This window comes from Paraburkholderia sp. J10-1 (assembly GCF_905220165.1).
Classification (GTDB): domain Bacteria; phylum Pseudomonadota; class Gammaproteobacteria; order Burkholderiales; family Burkholderiaceae; genus Paraburkholderia.
The window spans coordinates 337865-352862 of record NZ_CAJMYW010000004.1; the positions used below are offsets into that span (position 1 = coordinate 337865).

General features: G+C 67.3%; 16 protein-coding genes. 13 read left to right on the plus strand and 3 right to left on the minus strand.

The features are described from left to right. Positions 1-15 precede the first annotated feature (15 nt). The 3 genes from U5A65_RS16670 to rfaE2 all read left to right on the plus strand — a co-directional run bounded on the left by U5A65_RS16670 (position 16) and on the right by rfaE2 (position 3222). Positions 16-1221: a patatin-like phospholipase family protein gene (locus U5A65_RS16670; protein ID WP_321946828.1), complete on the plus strand. Its 1206-nt coding sequence runs from the start codon at positions 16-18 to the stop codon at positions 1219-1221. Between the two features lie 484 nt (positions 1222-1705). Beyond that, on the plus strand, positions 1706-2575 hold the full coding sequence (locus U5A65_RS16675) for an acyl-ACP desaturase (RefSeq protein WP_028201777.1): 870 nt from the start codon (positions 1706-1708) through the stop codon (positions 2573-2575). A gap of 155 nt (positions 2576-2730) precedes the next feature. Continuing rightward, entirely contained in the window at positions 2731-3222 is a 492-nt protein-coding gene (rfaE2, locus tag U5A65_RS16680) for a D-glycero-beta-D-manno-heptose 1-phosphate adenylyltransferase (RefSeq protein ID WP_321907545.1), read from the plus strand. A 120-nt stretch (positions 3223-3342) separates the two neighbouring features. Here the strand turns inward: rfaE2 and U5A65_RS16685 are convergent, their stop codons facing one another. The 3 genes from U5A65_RS16685 to U5A65_RS16695 are packed head-to-tail and all read right to left on the minus strand — an operon-like array spanning position 3343 to position 5335. After that, on the minus strand, positions 3343-3582 hold the full coding sequence (locus tag U5A65_RS16685; protein ID WP_321934373.1) for a hypothetical protein: 240 nt from the start codon (positions 3580-3582) through the stop codon (positions 3343-3345). Positions 3583-3635: 53 nt separating this feature from the next. Further along, a complete protein-coding gene (locus U5A65_RS16690) occupies positions 3636-4427 on the minus strand; it encodes a type III pantothenate kinase (protein ID WP_321946829.1) in 792 nt (263 codons plus the stop codon). Next, positions 4424-5335, minus strand: coding sequence for a biotin--[acetyl-CoA-carboxylase] ligase (locus U5A65_RS16695; protein WP_321946830.1), 912 nt, complete (start codon positions 5333-5335; stop codon positions 4424-4426). The genes U5A65_RS16690 and U5A65_RS16695 overlap by 4 nt, the downstream gene beginning before the upstream one ends. Positions 5336-5675: 340 nt before the next feature. Here U5A65_RS16695 and U5A65_RS16700 point away from each other — a divergent pair, with 340 nt between their 5' ends. The 10 genes from U5A65_RS16700 to U5A65_RS16745 all read left to right on the plus strand — a co-directional run bounded on the left by U5A65_RS16700 (position 5676) and on the right by U5A65_RS16745 (position 14994). Further along, the gene (locus U5A65_RS16700) at positions 5676-6809 is read left to right on the plus strand and encodes an ABC transporter permease (RefSeq protein ID WP_321907550.1); all 1134 of its coding nucleotides are present in this window, start codon (positions 5676-5678) and stop codon (positions 6807-6809) included. 50 nt (positions 6810-6859) lie between these two features. Next, positions 6860-7741: an ABC transporter ATP-binding protein gene (locus U5A65_RS16705; protein ID WP_321907811.1), complete on the plus strand. Its 882-nt coding sequence runs from the start codon at positions 6860-6862 to the stop codon at positions 7739-7741. Positions 7742-7790: 49 nt separating this feature from the next. Next, complete coding sequence (locus U5A65_RS16710) at positions 7791-8756, plus strand: MlaD family protein (protein ID WP_321907552.1); 966 nt, start codon at positions 7791-7793, stop codon at positions 8754-8756. A 105-nt stretch (positions 8757-8861) separates the two neighbouring features. Beyond that, positions 8862-9500 (plus strand): ABC-type transport auxiliary lipoprotein family protein, encoded by a 639-nt coding sequence (locus U5A65_RS16715; protein ID WP_415765070.1) that lies wholly within the window; start codon positions 8862-8864, stop codon positions 9498-9500. Between the two features lie 93 nt (positions 9501-9593). Beyond that, positions 9594-10964: a VanZ family protein gene (locus tag U5A65_RS16720; protein ID WP_321946832.1), complete on the plus strand. Its 1371-nt coding sequence runs from the start codon at positions 9594-9596 to the stop codon at positions 10962-10964. A 167-nt stretch (positions 10965-11131) separates the two neighbouring features. Continuing rightward, positions 11132-11458, plus strand: a complete 327-nt coding sequence (locus U5A65_RS16725) for a (2Fe-2S) ferredoxin domain-containing protein (protein WP_321907556.1) — start codon at positions 11132-11134, stop codon at positions 11456-11458. Between the two features lie 47 nt (positions 11459-11505). Beyond that, positions 11506-12138, plus strand: a complete 633-nt coding sequence (locus U5A65_RS16730) for an alpha/beta hydrolase (protein ID WP_321907557.1) — start codon at positions 11506-11508, stop codon at positions 12136-12138. A 290-nt stretch (positions 12139-12428) separates the two neighbouring features. Continuing rightward, complete coding sequence (locus U5A65_RS16735) at positions 12429-13733, plus strand: D-alanyl-D-alanine carboxypeptidase family protein (protein WP_321907558.1); 1305 nt, start codon at positions 12429-12431, stop codon at positions 13731-13733. Then, positions 13733-14704, plus strand: coding sequence for a D-amino acid aminotransferase (locus tag U5A65_RS16740; protein WP_321946833.1), 972 nt, complete (start codon positions 13733-13735; stop codon positions 14702-14704). The genes U5A65_RS16735 and U5A65_RS16740 overlap by 1 nt, the downstream gene beginning before the upstream one ends. Positions 14705-14706: 2 nt before the next feature. Continuing rightward, a complete protein-coding gene (locus U5A65_RS16745) occupies positions 14707-14994 on the plus strand; it encodes a DUF493 family protein (RefSeq protein ID WP_407671784.1) in 288 nt (95 codons plus the stop codon). The last annotated feature ends 4 nt before the right edge of the window (positions 14995-14998 follow it).

Here is a 14998-nt window from a genome sequence, read left to right on the forward strand (position 1 = left end):
GGGAGCGTCGGCATCATGCGGCTTGCGCTCGTGATGATGGGCGGCGGCGCGCGTGCGGCCTACCAGGCCGGCGCGTTGCGCGCGCTAGCCGAACTGGCCAGCCACGCCGAGCCGGCGCGCCGCGCCATGCCCTTCACCGTAATCTGCGGCACATCGGCGGGCGCGATCAACGCCACCTCGATCGCGAGTCACGCCGACCAGTTCACGCAGGGCGCAGCGCACCTCGTCGAGATCTGGTCGGACATGCGCGCAAGCCAGATCTATCGCACCGACTGGCCGGGCGTCGCGGCCGCGGGCGCGCGCTGGCTGGCCGCGCTCGCGTTTGGCTGGGCCGCCTCCAGCGTGGGCGCGCGCACCGCGCCGCGCACCTTGTTCGACAGCACGCCGCTCGCGCGGATGCTCCCGCACTCGCTCAACTTCCACCGCATCGAGCAGATGCTCGACGAGCGGCGGCTCCATGCGCTCGCCGTCACCGCGCTCAGCTATTCGTCGGGGCGGCACGTCACGTTCTACCAGGCGAGTGAGCCGATCACCGCCTGGCGGCGCGCGCAGCGTACCGCGCGCATGGTCGCGCTCACGCCCGCTCATCTGCTCGCATCGGCGGCGATTCCGTTCCTCTTTCCGGCTGTGCGCCTCGAACTCGACGGCCGCCACGAATATTTCGGCGACGGCTCGATCCGTCAGATCGCGCCGCTCTCGCCCGCCATCCATTTCGGCGCGCAGCGCATCGTCGTGCTCGGCGCGGCCACGCCTACGCCGGAAGTGCCCGCGGCGCGGGGCGATAAAGACACGTATCCCACGCTCGCGCAGATCGGCCAGCAGGTGCTCGCAAGCGTGTTCCTCGACGCGCTCGGCGCCGATATCGAGCGCATCGAGCACGTGAACCGCATGGTGCTGCAGCTGCCGCATGCGGTGGAGCCGGAAAGCGGCTGGCGGCATGTCGAGGTGCTCGCGATCGCGCCGAGCGAGCGCATCGAGCTGGTCGCCGCGCGCCATTTGCAGCAGTTGCCGCGCTCGGTGCGCATGCTGCTGGGTGCGATGGGCGGCAACCGCGCATCCGGCGCGGCATTCGCGAGCTATTTGCTGTTCGAGCGCGAATTCACGCGCGAATTGATTGAACTGGGTTATCGCGACACGCTAGCGCAAAGCGATGTTCTTTTGACTTGGCTCAAAGCTCCGACGGACGGCGCGATCGCGGATTTGGCGGCGCGGCGGAACTGAAAGACCGGCATGCTATTATTGTGTAAGGTTTTTCTGGTCATTTGTGGGAATTGCGGGCGGCGATGCGCTGCTTCGCCGTACAAGGTCCACGGCCTTGACGGGCGGGGTGTTCGTCCGTTGAAAAATCAGCCGGCAAGGTGCGGCAAAGGGACGTCGAGCGCGGGGCACCAGAGTGCGACATTGTGTCGCATGACCCGCGGCGATGGTTCGCACGCCTCGCGGGCATCGGAAGTGATCAGCGGTATCAGGCGGCCGGGTTCGAGGCACGGAGCAGCTACCCAGAATCCACGACGGCGCCTTCATTCCGGTTGGCTGGATTGTCGTGGGGCAACGCGTATTGCGTTCGCCGGTCTGCGATTGCGTCCAGAGGGCCGGATACCGCGTAAAATTAAATGCTTTTTGCCTGCGCGACCGCGTTTATGCGGGCACGCGGCACGCTACGAATTCGTCATGCGCGCGTTTTGCGCAGATCAGGGGCGGGACTATGAACACGATGCTTTATCCGGAACTTTACAAATCGCTCGAATCGGTCCGATGGGACATGGAAAAGGACATTCCATGGGACAAGTTCGATGCGTCGCTCCTCACCGACGAGCAGGCCGCGACCATCAAGATGAACGCGATCACCGAATGGTCGGCGCTGCCGGCCACGGAAATGTTCCTGCGCGACAACCACCACGACAGCGACTTTTCGGCGTTCATGAGCGTGTGGTTCTTCGAGGAGCAAAAGCATTCGCTCGTGCTCATGGAATACCTGCGCCGCTTCAAGCCGGAAATGGTGCCGACCGAAGAAGAGCTGCACGCCGTGCGCTTCGAGTTCGATCCGGCGCCGCCGCTCGAAACGCTTATGCTGCACTTCTGCGGTGAAATCCGCCTGAACCACTGGTATCGCCGCGCTGCCGAATGGCACACGGAGCCGGTCATCAAGGCCATCTACGAAACGATTTCGCGCGATGAAGCGCGCCATGGCGGCGCGTATCTGCGCTACATGAAGAAGGCGCTCAACAATTTCGGCGACGTCGCGCGCGCGGCGTTCGCGAAGATCGGCGTGCTGATGGCGTCGGCGCGCCGCACCGAAAAGCCGCTGCACCCCACGAACCTGCACGTGAACCAGGCGCTGTTCCCGCGCGACACCGTGCAGTCGCGCCTGCCCGACCCGGAATGGCTCGAGCGCTGGCTCGACGAGCAGATCCGTTTCGACGACGGCTGGGAAAAGAAGGTCATCGAGCGTATCCTGCACAACCTCTCGATCCTGTTCGAGCGCACGTTCACCACGGCGCAGGAACTGAACCGCTATCGCAAGGAAGTGGTGCAGCGCCTGCAGGCCGAGCAAGGCACGCAACAGCCGGCCTGATGCGCCGGGACATCTCGCGTGCGCGCCTTTCGTGGCGCGCCGCGATCGGGACGGCCCGAAGCGCTTTTCGCGTGACGGGCCGTTTTCATTGGGGCGTTCGGTAACGGCCTTGCCTGAACCGACTCACGCCCGTTTTCTTAGCCGAGCCTCATTCCATGCCCGCTTCCTTCGAACGCAAGATCACGACCCGCGACGCGCTCGCGCAACTGCGCGCCTCGCTGCCGGGCCCCGTGGTGTTCACCAACGGCGTCTTCGACATCCTGCATCGCGGACACGTGACCTATCTCGCCGATGCCAAGGCGCTCGGCGCCACGCTGATCGTCGGCGTGAATAGCGATGCTTCGGTGAAGAGGCTCGGCAAGGGCGACGACCGCCCCATCAACAACGAGAACGACCGCATGGCGCTGCTCGCGGCGCTGGAGAGCGTGGACTGGGTGGTGCAGTTCGGTGAGCAAACACCCGTCGAACTGATCGAGGCCGTGCGTCCGGACATTCTCGTGAAGGGCGGCGACTACGACATGGACGCGCTGCCCGAGTCGGCACTGGTGCGCGGGTGGGGCGGGCGCGCGCTCGCGATCGCCTTCGAGCACGACCGCTCCACGACGAAGCTGCTGCAGAAAGTGCGCGCGCAGGAAGGATCGAAGTAAGTTCTGGCGTCCGGGTGCACGTTCACACCGTGCGCTCGGCAGATGCAAAACCGGCCGGAGGCCGGGCCGCCCGAGGCTTGGGCGCGCCCGGCCTCCGGCCAGTTGCGTTTGAAGCGCTGCTTACTGCGTCAGGGTCGACGCCTGCACCGCCGGGTCCGCCACCGGGCCGCCGACGGTCGGCACGTCGGCTGATTCGGAGGGCCGGATCGCCTTCACCACGAGCCGCTCGGGGTGGATCTGCCGGTTCAGGTGCTGGGTTTCGCGCGTGCCCGACGCGGGCGTCGGGCCGAACACGCCGCCAATGGCCGCAAAAGCCAGTCCGTTGGCGAGAATCAGAATGGCGATCAGCCAGCGCAGCATCGTGTGAAGCTCCTTCGAAATCGTTCGTTCAGTTTCAGGGCCGGGGTCGCAGCTCAGCACTGCGCCGCGATGAGCGCCAGGCCCGACAGCACCAGTGCGTCGTGGCGAGTATGCGGCACCTTGAGCGCCGCTGTCACTTCGGCTGCGGCGCCGCCGCTCACCACGAGCCGAACCGGGATTCTCCACGCGTCCTGTAAATCGGCCAAGGCGCGCTCGACGAGCGCCGCCTGCGCGAGCGCGCATCCCGCCGAGATCGAGCTTCGCGTGTCGGTGGCGAAGGCAATGCCCGGGTGGGCCGCATTCGCCATGCCGCCGGCGACCACGGGCAGTTGCGCGGTGTGCTCGCCGAGCGAGCGCATCATGAGCGTGAAGCCCGGCGCGATCATGCCGCCCACGAACGTGCCGTCGGCGCGCAGGGCTTCGAGTGTGGTGGCCGTGCCGAATGTCGCGATCAGGAGCGGTTCGTCCGGATAGGCCGCGTGTGCGCCGATCATGCCAGCCCAGCGGTCGCTGCCGAGCGCGTCGGGCGTGGCATAGCTGTTCGTCACGCCGCATAGCTGCGCGCTCGCCCGCACGACGGTGCGCGCGAGGCCCGGCCAGTGCGCCTCGACTAGCGCGTCGAGCCGCTGCGCGACCGCCGCGCCCGCGACGTTCGAGATCCACGCACCAGCGGGCCGGGGCAGCGCCGCCCATTCCTCGCAACGGGTGTCAGACGTGGCTTGCGTGGCGTCGGCGGGAACGTGATCGATGGTGCCCGCATGCAGGCGCGACCCGTCCGACGCGACGAGCGCCCATTTGATCCGGCTGTTGCCTGCGTCGATCAGGAGGAAGGGGCCCCGGCTCATGCTCCGCCGTCCGCGAGCCGCAGCGACACGTCGCCGGTCGTGACGGTTTCGCGCCCGTTCGGCGTATCGACGAGTAGCTGGCCGCTCTCGTCCACGCCGGCTGCCGTGCCGCGCAGCAGCTCCTGGCCTTGCTCGTAGATGGCGACCTCGCGGCCCGCGTAAGCGTGGCACGCGTTCCAGCGTGCCTGGAAGGGTGCGAAGCCCGCCGCGCCGAAGCGTTGCAGCGCGGCTTCGAGCGCATTGAGTTCGGCGGCGAGCGTGTCGGTGAGGTTGGCGTTCGGCCACGCGCGCGAGAGCGCCGTGGGCGTCGTGCCCGGCACGACCGCTGCGCTGCCACCGGCGGCGTTGAGCGCCTCGACCTTGGCGGCGAGCGCGTCTTCGCCGCGCACGTTCGTGCCGATGCCGATCACGACCGCCGTGGCGTCGGCGGTCGTCCACGCCGTCTCCACCAGGATCCCCACCAGCTTGTCGCCCTCGAGCAGCACGTCATTGGGCCACTTGAGCGCGATTTGCCCCGGCGCGGTCACGGGCAGCGTGCGCAGGCCATCGACCAGCGCCGAGCCGATGGCGAGGCTCAGGCCCGCGAGGCCTTCGATCGGGCGCGGCAGCACGCAGCCGATCGAGAACAGCAGCGCGTCGCCGGGCTGTGCGACCCAGGTGCGGCCGCGCCGGCCGCGTCCGGCCGTTTGCAGGTAGGCCACGCGCACGATCGGGCGCGCGAGCGCGTCGCGCTTTTGCGGCAGCGCCTTCAGGCGCGCCATGAGGTCGGCGTTGGTCGAGCCGGTTTCCTCGACGATCTCGATGGGCCAGTCGTGCGCGGCCGGGCCGAACAGCGTGATCGCGCGGTTGCGGTCGATGCGCCAGTCGCCGGCGCTCGGTGTATCGGGGGTGGGGGGCGTCGCGTTCATGTCTCATATTGTAGTGGCTGGGGCGTGAACAGCAGGACGCAACGCCCGTTTCGGCCCGAAATGCGGGTATCCACATGCCGCCCACAGCCAGCCCACAGGTTATCCACGGATTCATCCACAGGCGCTGCGGTGCTGGGCGCTGACCACCGCACCGCCGAATCCCGCGCAATTTGCTTAATCTTTAGGCAATTCACAGGCCGCCCACAGGCAGTCCACAAGTTATCCAGAGTGTTACCCACAGTTCGCCTCGCGTTTGCATGTCGGCCGTGCGCTTTCGGACCGACGAAACGGGGCGCGTTCGCTACAATGTTTGCTCACCCTGCCTGTCGAGTGCTTACCCTTGAATCAAGCCACGCCGCCCGGCATTGAAGTCTCGGCCGGCACCCACGGAAAGACCGTGCGCCTGTCTGGCCAGTGGACGGCGCTCGCGCTCGCGCGCGACCGCGAAGAGGGCGGCGCCGCCCGGCGTCTGCGCGCGCTCGCGCAAGAGCGCATTGGGGAATGGGACCTCTCGCGCGTGGAGCGCATGGATCACGTGGGTGGACAGGCGCTCTGGAGTGTCTGGGGCCACAAGCTGCCCACCGATCTCGTGGACCTCACGCAAACGCAGCGCGACATCTTCGAGCGCATCGCGCTGCTCGATTCCGTGCGCGAGCCGGCGGAGCGCGTCGTGCGCGTCGACCCGGTCACGCAGCTCGGCCTTGCGATCTTCTCGTTCTTCGACCACCTGTACGGCGGCATCGCCATGTTCGGGCGCGTGATCCTCGACTTGCTGCTCGTGCTGCGCAAGCCCAAGGTCACGCCGTGGATCGAGATTTCGGCGAACATATACAACGCCGGCGCGCGCGCGCTGCCTATCACGGCGCTCGTCGCGTTTCTGATCGGCATCGTGCTGTCGTACCTCTCGGCGCAGCAATTGCGCCTTTTCGGCGCGAACCAGTTCATCGTCAACATTCTCGGTCTCGCGGTGATCCGCGAACTCGGGCCCGTGCTCTCGGCGATTCTCGTGGCGGGGCGCTCGGGCTCGGCCATCACTGCGCAGATCGGCGTCATGCGCGTGACCGAGGAACTCGACGCCATGCGCGTGATGGGCATCTCGCACGGGCTGCGGCTCATCCTGCCGCGCGTCATCGCGCTCGGCGTCGCCATGCCGCTGCTCGTGATCTGGACCGACATCATTGCGTTGCTAGGCGGCGCGATCGCGGCGAAGATCGTGCTGGGCATCGACATTTCGTGGTTCATGCGCTCGTTGCCCAGCGTCGTGCCGATCGCCAACGTGTGGATCGGCCTCGGCAAAGGGGTGGCGTTCGGCATGCTGGTGGCGATCGTGGGCTGTCACTTCGGCTTTCGCATCAAGGCGAACTCGCAGAGCCTGGGCGAGGGCACGACCACATCGGTCGTCACGTCGATCACGATCGTGATCCTCGCCGACGCCGTGTTCGCGATCCTGTTCCAGAACGTGGGGTTGTCATGAGCACGACGGGCACGACGGTAACGACGATCGAGACGAAAACGACCGGTACGATCACCACGCCGCTCAAGGAGGTCGTGCAGGACTTGCCGCTGCCGACCATCGGCGAGCCGGTGATCGAGGTCCACAATCTCTCGAAGCGCTACGGGCGCAACATCGTCCACCAGCATCTGAACCTCGAAATCCGCCGCGGCGAGATCGTCACGCTCGTGGGCGGCTCGGGCTCGGGCAAGACCACGCTCGTGCGCCAGATCCTCGGGCTCGAAAAACCGACCTCGGGCAGCATCAAGATGTTCGGCGAAAACATCTCGACCGTCGACCCCGAGCGCGCCCGCCTCATGCGCACGCGCACCGGCATGCTGTTCCAGCAAGGCGCGCTGTTCTCGTCGCTCACGGTGTTCGACAACATTGCCCAGCCGGTGCGCGAGCTTGGCAAGGTGCCGGCCGCGCTGCTGCGCGACATCGTCATGCTCAAGCTCGAAATGGTCGGGCTGCCGTGCAAGCACGCCTCCAAAATGCCGGCGGCGCTCTCGGGCGGCATGATCAAGCGCGTAGGCCTTGCGCGCGCGATCGTGCTGGAGCCGGAACTGCTCTTTCTCGACGAGCCCACGGCCGGGCTCGACCCGCGCTCCTCCGACGAAGTGGTGGAACTGATCAGCACGCTGCATCGGGCCCTCGGGCTCACCGTCGTGCTCGTCACGCACGACCTCGACGCCATGGTCGCGCTCTCCACGCGCGTAGCCGTGCTCGCCGAGCGCCGCGTGCTCGTGGCGGCGCCCGTGGAGGAGGCGGCGAGCGTCGATCATCCGTTTATCCGCGAGTATTTTCTGGGCATGCGCGGTCGCCGCGCGCTCCAGGCGCTGCCGCCCGAGCGGCGCGCGAAGCTGCCGCCGGCGGCGCTCGCTCCCGCAGCCGTGGGGTACAAGCCGTGGTAGGTGACCGGCTCAACTGGCGCGCTGCGGCCGCCAAAGAAGGAATCTGACGATGGAAAACAAACCGCATGCGTTCTGGGCGGGCATGTTCACGATAGGCCTGCTCATCGTGATCGCGCTTGTCGTCATCTTCTTCAGCGCTGACCACACCGTGCGCGTGCCGTACGACCTCATCTCGCGCTCGAGTGTGACGGGCCTTTATCCGGACGCGTCGGTGCGTTTTCGCGGCATCGACGTGGGCAAGGTGCAGTCGATCAAGTTCGATACCCAGCATCCGGGCCAGATCCGCATTCGCATTCTCGTCGACCAGAAGGCGCCGATGACGCGCTCCACTTTCGGCTCGCTCGCGCTGCAGGGCGTGACGGGCATCGCCTTCGTGCAGCTCGACGACAACGGCGTGGATCTTTCACCGCTGCATTCGTCCGCGGCACATGTGGCCGAGCTGCCGCTGCGCCCGGGCCTGCTCGATCAGCTCCAGCGCCGCGGCGACGCGCTGCTGCGCAAGCTCGACAACATCGCCGGGGACATCGACGAAATGCTCTCCGAAGACAACCGCAAGCAGGTGATGGAGGCCGTCACCAGCCTGCAGCAGGCCGCGAGCAGCGTGAACGTGCTCGCCCAGCAGCTCCAGCCCACCGCGAAGCAGCTTCCCGGCGCGGTGACCGACCTGCAGCACGCGCTGCAGTCGACCAACACGCTCATTACGAGCATGAACCGCCCGGACGGCCCGTTCCAGACCAACCTGAACAAGGCCGGCACGGCGGCAGCCCAGGCGGGCGCGGCGCTCAGCTCGATCGACGTGTCGATCCAGGACCTGTCGGCGCGCGTGGGTTACGACACGCTGCCACGCGTCGATTCGCTCACCGACGACGTGCGCTCGGCCATGCGCGCCGTGGACCGCGCGGCGGGCACCTTCAGCACGAGCCCGCGCAGCGTGCTGTTCGGCGGCGCGCCGCAGCCGGCGCCCGGGCCCGGCGAGCCGGGCTTTGCGTGGCCGTCTGCCGGGGGCACGAAGTAGGCCGCGCCACGAGTCATACGGCCTTTCGCGACACCATTCGATGCACACCGCGCGGCGTATGCGCCGCGCGCCAAAGAAGGAAACGCAATGTCACGCACATCACGCCTGCCACGAACGATGCAACGCGCCGCGGCGGCCAGCTCGGGCTGGCTGGCGGCGCTCGCGCTCGGCGCGCTCCTGGCCGCCTGCGCGGGCAATCCGGGTTCGATCAACGATGTTCGCTATGACCTTGGCCTGCAGTCGTCGCAGAGCCCTCAGGGCGCCCCCGCCGCGCAAGGCAAGCCGCTGCTGAAGGTGCTGGCAGTCAACGCGCCGCCGCCGCTCGACAACGACGGCATCCTCTACCGGATGAGTTCCGATTCCCAGCGCACGGCGCGCTACGCGAACAGCCGTTGGACGATGTCGCCCGCGCGCCTGCTCACGGAGCGCCTGCGCACGTCGCTCGGCGCGTATGCAACGGTGCTCGCGGGCGGGGACGCCGTGCAGGCGCCGATGCTCAAGGTCGAACTGTACGAGTTCGAGCAGGTGTTCGAGAGCCCGACGCAAAGCGCGGGCGTACTGGCCGCGCGCGCCACGCTCATGCAGGGCGGCCGCGTGCTGGCGCAGCGCTCGTTTGCCACGCGCGCGCCGGCGGCCACGCCCGACGCCGCGGGCGGCGTGCATGCGCTGCAGGCGGCCAGCGACGAGTTCGCGAGCCAGCTCGGCGCGTGGCTGAGCACGCAGTCGCTCGCGGGCACGCCTTGAGGGGCACGTTCAAGAGCGCATTCAAAAGCGCAGACCGGCGTTGCGCGACGGCGGCGCGCGGCGCGGCATCGGGGGCAAGGGCAGGATAGCGGCATGATCGAAGCGGGACGGCTCCGGCTGCGCGCCCCGCATGGCGGGCGGCGCGCGATGGACGGCGACGAGGGTGGCCAAAGCGGTGGCCAGAGCGCGAGCGGCGAGCGCGGTACGCTCGCCAGCGGCGACACGCCCGCGCCGCACGCTGACACGTCGGCGGCGCCATCGCCACCATCGCCACCACCGCCCGCCGCCCGCGAGCCCCTGCCGCGCCAGGCGTCGACGCTCTCGCGCCAGTCGCTCGCGCTTTACACGGCGCTGATCGTCTACGGCTCGTGGTATCCGTTCTCCGGCTGGCGCTCGCTCGGCCTCAGTCCGTTCGCCTATCTCGGCGATCCATGGCCGCGCTACTGGACGGTTTTCGACATCGTCACCAACGTGCTCGGCTACATGCCGTTCGGCGCGCTCGTCGTGCTCGCCGCGTGGCCGCGCTGGCGAGGCGTGCGCGCCGTGCTGCTCGCCGCGATTGCGGGCACGCTGCTCTCGGGCGTGATGGAGGCCGTGCAGACCTGGCTGCCCACGCGCGTGGCGTCCAATCTCGATCTCGCCTCGAACGCACTCGGCGCACTGCTCGGCGCGCTCGTGGCGGCGCCCGCCACCGGCGCGCTGCTCGAGCGCGGTTTCCTGCGCCGCTTGCGCTTTCGCTGGTTCGAGCGCGACGCGGCCGTGTTGATGGTGCTTGCAGGGCTCTGGCCGTTCGCGACGATGTACCCCACGCCGCGCCTGTTCGGTCTGGGCGAATGGGCGCGCGCGCTGTGGCAACGCCTCGACGGCTCGATGCAGGACGCCGTGCTCGCCTGGACGCCTGCCGCCTGGCATCTGCGCGCGTTGCCCGACATGCTCGCCGCGCGCCTGCCCGATAGCGGCTGGGAGGCAATCGTCACGACGCTCAACCTGTTCGGCGCGGCGGCGTTCGCGACGCTCCCCATGCGAGCGCGCGCGCCGCGTGCGCGGCTCGTCGTCGCGCTCCTTGCGGCGACGCTCGTCGTCAAGGTGGGCGCGACCTTTCTGCAGTCGCAAAGCGGGCTCATCTTCGACTGGGCCACGCCGGGGGCCCTCGCGGGCCTCGTATGGGGCACCTTGCTCGCGTTGCTCGCCTTGCGTCTGCCGCGCGCCTTGCGCGCTGCGGCGGCGACGCTTGCGCTTGCTGTGGCCCTCGTGTTCGTGAACGTGCTGCCCGTGAACCCGTACTTCGACGTCGTGCTCGCGGACTGGCGGCAGGGCCGCTACCTGCACTTCAACGGCCTCGCGCGCTGGCTCGCATGGACGTGGCCCTGGGCCGCGCTCGCGTGGACGGCGTTCTCGCTCGAACGCGCGTGGCTCGTGCGGCGCGCGCGCCGGGCCGCGAAGCGCGCTCGCCGCGGCGCATGAAGGCACGCGGCGCTCACCAGAGCGTTCGCGCCGCGCTCGTTATAATCGACCGGATCGCCGCACGGCCACGCCGGCGCGCAACACAATGCTCAAGTCATACCTCAGGCGGGCCACACGCTTTCAGCCAGCCTGCGCTCACTGCACGACACTCACCGGTGCCCCACGCCATGACCGATTCGTTCTACAAGTACCACGTCTTTTTCTGCCTGAACCAGCGCGAGCCTGGCGCGGACCGCCCGAGCTGCGCGAATTGCAATGCGCAAGCCATGCAGGAGTACGCGAAAAAGCGCGTGAAGCAGCTTGGTCTCGCAGGACCGGGCCAGGTGCGCATCAACAAGGCGGGGTGCCTCGACCGCTGCGAGGAAGGCCCGGCCGTCGTCGTGTATCCGGAAGGCACGTGGTACACGTATATCGATGAGAGCGACATCGACGAAATCGTCGTTTCGCATCTGCAGAACGGCCAGGTGGTCGAGCGCCTGAAAATCGATCGCTGATCGACCCTCATGCAAGGCCAATCTGTACCCGTAAGGACTGCCGCACGATGAACGCCCAGACACAAAAATTCCAGATCGACGGTCCCGTCGGCAAGATCGAATGCGCGCTCGACCTGCCCGACGCGGGCACGACGCCGCGCGGCATTGCGCTCGTCGCGCATCCGCATCCGCTCTTTGGCGGGACGATGGACAACAAGGTCGCGCAAACACTCGCACGCACGCTGGTGCAACTCGGCTACACGACCTATCGCTCGAACTTTCGCGGCGTGGGCGAAACGGCGGGCACGCACGACAACGGCATCGGCGAGCAGGACGACCTGCTCGAACTGATTGCACACATGCGCGCGCAACCGGGCCAGGCCGACGTGCCGCTTGTGCTCGCGGGCTTTTCGTTTGGCACCTTCGTGCTGTCGCACGTCGCGAAGCGCTATCTCGAAGCCGGCGGTGCCATCGAGCGCATGGTGTTCGTCGGCACCGCCGCAAGCCGCTGGGACGTCGCGCCGGTGCGCGACGACACGCTCGTGATCCACGGCGAACTCGACGACACCGTGCCGATTCTCTCGGTGTACGAATGGGCGCGCCCGCAGGAATTGCCGATTGTCGTGATTCCGGGGGCAGAACATTTCCTGCATCGCAAGCTGCATATCCTCAAGCGCATCATCGTCGAAGCCTGGCGCTGACAGTTCACGGGCATCGGGCGCCGATGTTTCGGGGCCCGATGCAAGCCGCTCGTCACCTGGCCGTCACGTCGCGTCTGGCGAGAGAAATGCGTGAAAAATGCACGACAGGTATGCGCAAACGTGTGACATCGCGAAAATTCGCCGCGACGTGACGCGTATAATGTTCGCCAATTTTGTGCTTGCTGCGCTGCGATCGGCGCGTGCACGGCACCCGCATTCCGGCTTTCTCCGACCGTGCGCCGCATGGCGCGCTACGTTCATCCCGTCCCCATTCAGCCCGACCTGAACCTATGCGTTTTCTCTCCTCCGGCCAACCGTCTTCTTTTGTTCCTTCTTCCCTCGTTCGCAATGTCACGCTCGCAGCGCTTGTGCCCGCCGCGCTTCTGGCGAGCGCGAGCGCGTTCGCTCGCACGCCCGCACACACTGCGGGCGTGAAAGTACAGGCGCAGCCGCAAGCAGAAGTGGCTGTCGGCACCCCTGCGGACAACGTACTCGGCGGGCTGCCGCCTCCGGGCGTGAATGCGCGCTCGTGGGTGCTCGTCGACGCCACCGCGAATCAGGTGCTCGCTTCCGGCAATGCCAATGAGCGCGTCGAGCCTGCGTCGCTCACGAAGCTCATGACCGCGTATCTCGTGTTCGAGGCGCTGCAGAGCAAGAAGATCACGATGGACCAGATCGTCACGCCGAGCGAAGCCGTGCGCCGCGTGAAGAACGACGAGTCGCGCATGTTCATCGAAGCGAACAAGCCGGTCTCGGTGCATGACCTCGTGTACGGCATGATCATCCAGTCGGGCAACGACGCGGCCATCGCGCTCGCCGAACTGGTGGGTGGCAGCGAAGCGAACTTCGTCACCATGATGAACGCCGAAGCGCAGAAGCTCGGCATGACGCACACGCATTTCGCCGACGTGAACGGCATGCCCGACCCGAATCACTACACGTCGGCTGGCGACCTCGCCACGCTCTCCACGCGTCTGATCCGCGACTATCCCGAGTACTACGAGATCTTCTCGGTCAAGGAATTCAAGTACAACAACATCAAGCAGCCGAACCGCAACCGCCTGCTGTGGATCGACCCGACGGTCGACGGCCTGAAGACCGGCCACACGCAAGCCGCGGGCTACTGCCTGATCGCATCGGCCCACCGTCCGCTCGCGAGCGGCGGCAACCGCCGTCTCGTCTCGGTGATGATGGGCGAGGAGAAGGAACACGACCGCGTGCAGGACAGCCTGAAGATGCTGAACTACGGCTATAGCGCGTACGACACCACGCGCATCTATCAGGCGAACCAGGCCGTGGCGACGCCGCGCGTCTACAAGGGCACGCTCGACGCCGTGAAGGTCGGCGTACAGAAGGACCAGTACGTGACGCTGCCCAAGGGCGCCGCCGACAAGGCCAAGCCGCAGGTCGAACTGAGCAGCCCGCTGATCGCGCCGTTCACGGTTGGCCAGCAGGTTGGTACCGCGAAGTTCGTGGGCGCCGACGGCAAGGTGCTCGCACAGGTTCCGCTCGTGGCACTCGAAGCCGTGCCGCAAGCCGGTATCGTCGGCCGCGTGTGGGATTCGCTCATGCTCATGGTCAACAAGAAGAAGTGATGACAGGCGCCCCAGCGACGCAAGCCGCCGAGCCGCTCGTCTGGCTCAACGGTGAACTCACGCCGCTTTCCGAAGCGCGCATTCCCGTGCTCGATCGCGGTTTCATCTTCGGCGACGGCATCTACGAGGTCGTGCCCGTTTATGCGCTCGACGCAGCCGATGGTGAAAGCAAGGTGCGCGTGCCGTTTCGCATTGCGCAGCACCTCGCGCGGCTCAAGCGTTCGCTGGAGAAGGTTGGCATTGCGAATCCGTTCGACGAGGCGGGCTGGCGCGCACTCGTCGCGCGCCTGATCGAGGCGAACGAAACGGCGGGCGCGCTCGCGCGGGATGCGCACGCCAACTTCTACGTGCAGGTCACGCGCGGCGTCGCGCCGCGCGGCCACGCGTTTCCCGCGGCGGCCACGCCCACTGTGTTCGCGATGGTCAATCCGCTCAAGCTGCCCGGCCAGGCGCAGCGCGAGCATGGCGTGCGCTGCGTCACCGCTGAAGACAAGCGCTGGCTGAATTGCGACATCAAGTCGACTTCGCTGCTCGGCAACGTGCTGATGGCGCAGCACGCAGCGGAAAACGACGCGTTCGAGACGATCCAGCTGCGCGACGGCTGGCTGACCGAGGCTTCGTCGGCGAACGTGTGGGTCGTGAAGGGCGGTGCGCTCTTTGCGCCGCCGCGCAGCAACCGCATTCTCGAAGGCATCCGCTACGGCCTGATCGAGGAACTGGCCGAGGCGTGCGGCGTGCGTTTCGAAGCGCGCGAAGTGGCCGAGGCCGAACTGCGCGAGGCAGACGAAATTCTCGTGACGTCGGCAACGAAGGAAGTGCTGGCGGTCGTCGCGCTCGACGGCAAGCCGGTCGGCGCCGGCAAGCCGGGCCCGGTGTACGCCGCGCTCCATGCGGCGTACCAGCGCGCGAAGCAACGCGAGGCGGAGGCTGTGCAAGCACTGGCCGCCGAGCTACAGGTAGTGGAGAAATGAATATGACACAGCAGGCAAGCAACCCCGAAGCGAAAGAATCGCTGATCGAATTCCCCTGCGACTTCCCGATCAAGGTGATGGGCAAGACGCATCCGGAATTCCAGGACACCATCGTGACGGTGCTGCGCGAATTCGACGGCGGCTTCGACGCCACGACCATCGAGACGCGTCCGTCGAGCGGCGGCAACTACACGGGCCTCACCGTCACGGTGCGCGCCACGAGCCAGGCACATCTCGACGACATCTATCGCGCCCTCACCGGGCATCCGATGGTGAAGATCGTGCTGTAAGCGC

Coding starts and splice junctions, on each gene's coding strand:
- U5A65_RS16670 (WP_321946828.1), top strand. CDS start 16: ATGCGGCTTGCGCTCGTGATGATGGGCGGCGGCGCGCGTGCGGCCTAC.
- U5A65_RS16675 (WP_028201777.1), top strand. CDS start 1,706: ATGAACACGATGCTTTATCCGGAACTTTACAAATCGCTCGAATCGGTC.
- rfaE2 (WP_321907545.1), top strand. CDS start 2,731: ATGCCCGCTTCCTTCGAACGCAAGATCACGACCCGCGACGCGCTCGCG.
- U5A65_RS16685 (WP_321934373.1), bottom strand. CDS start 3,582: ATGCTGCGCTGGCTGATCGCCATTCTGATTCTCGCCAACGGACTGGCT.
- U5A65_RS16690 (WP_321946829.1), bottom strand. CDS start 4,427: ATGAGCCGGGGCCCCTTCCTCCTGATCGACGCAGGCAACAGCCGGATC.
- U5A65_RS16695 (WP_321946830.1), bottom strand. CDS start 5,335: ATGAACGCGACGCCCCCCACCCCCGATACACCGAGCGCCGGCGACTGG.
- U5A65_RS16710 (WP_321907552.1), top strand. CDS start 7,791: ATGGAAAACAAACCGCATGCGTTCTGGGCGGGCATGTTCACGATAGGC.
- U5A65_RS16720 (WP_321946832.1), top strand. CDS start 9,594: ATGATCGAAGCGGGACGGCTCCGGCTGCGCGCCCCGCATGGCGGGCGG.
- U5A65_RS16725 (WP_321907556.1), top strand. CDS start 11,132: ATGACCGATTCGTTCTACAAGTACCACGTCTTTTTCTGCCTGAACCAG.
- U5A65_RS16730 (WP_321907557.1), top strand. CDS start 11,506: ATGAACGCCCAGACACAAAAATTCCAGATCGACGGTCCCGTCGGCAAG.
- U5A65_RS16735 (WP_321907558.1), top strand. CDS start 12,429: ATGCGTTTTCTCTCCTCCGGCCAACCGTCTTCTTTTGTTCCTTCTTCC.
- U5A65_RS16740 (WP_321946833.1), top strand. CDS start 13,733: ATGACAGGCGCCCCAGCGACGCAAGCCGCCGAGCCGCTCGTCTGGCTC.
- U5A65_RS16745 (WP_407671784.1), top strand. CDS start 14,707: ATGACACAGCAGGCAAGCAACCCCGAAGCGAAAGAATCGCTGATCGAA.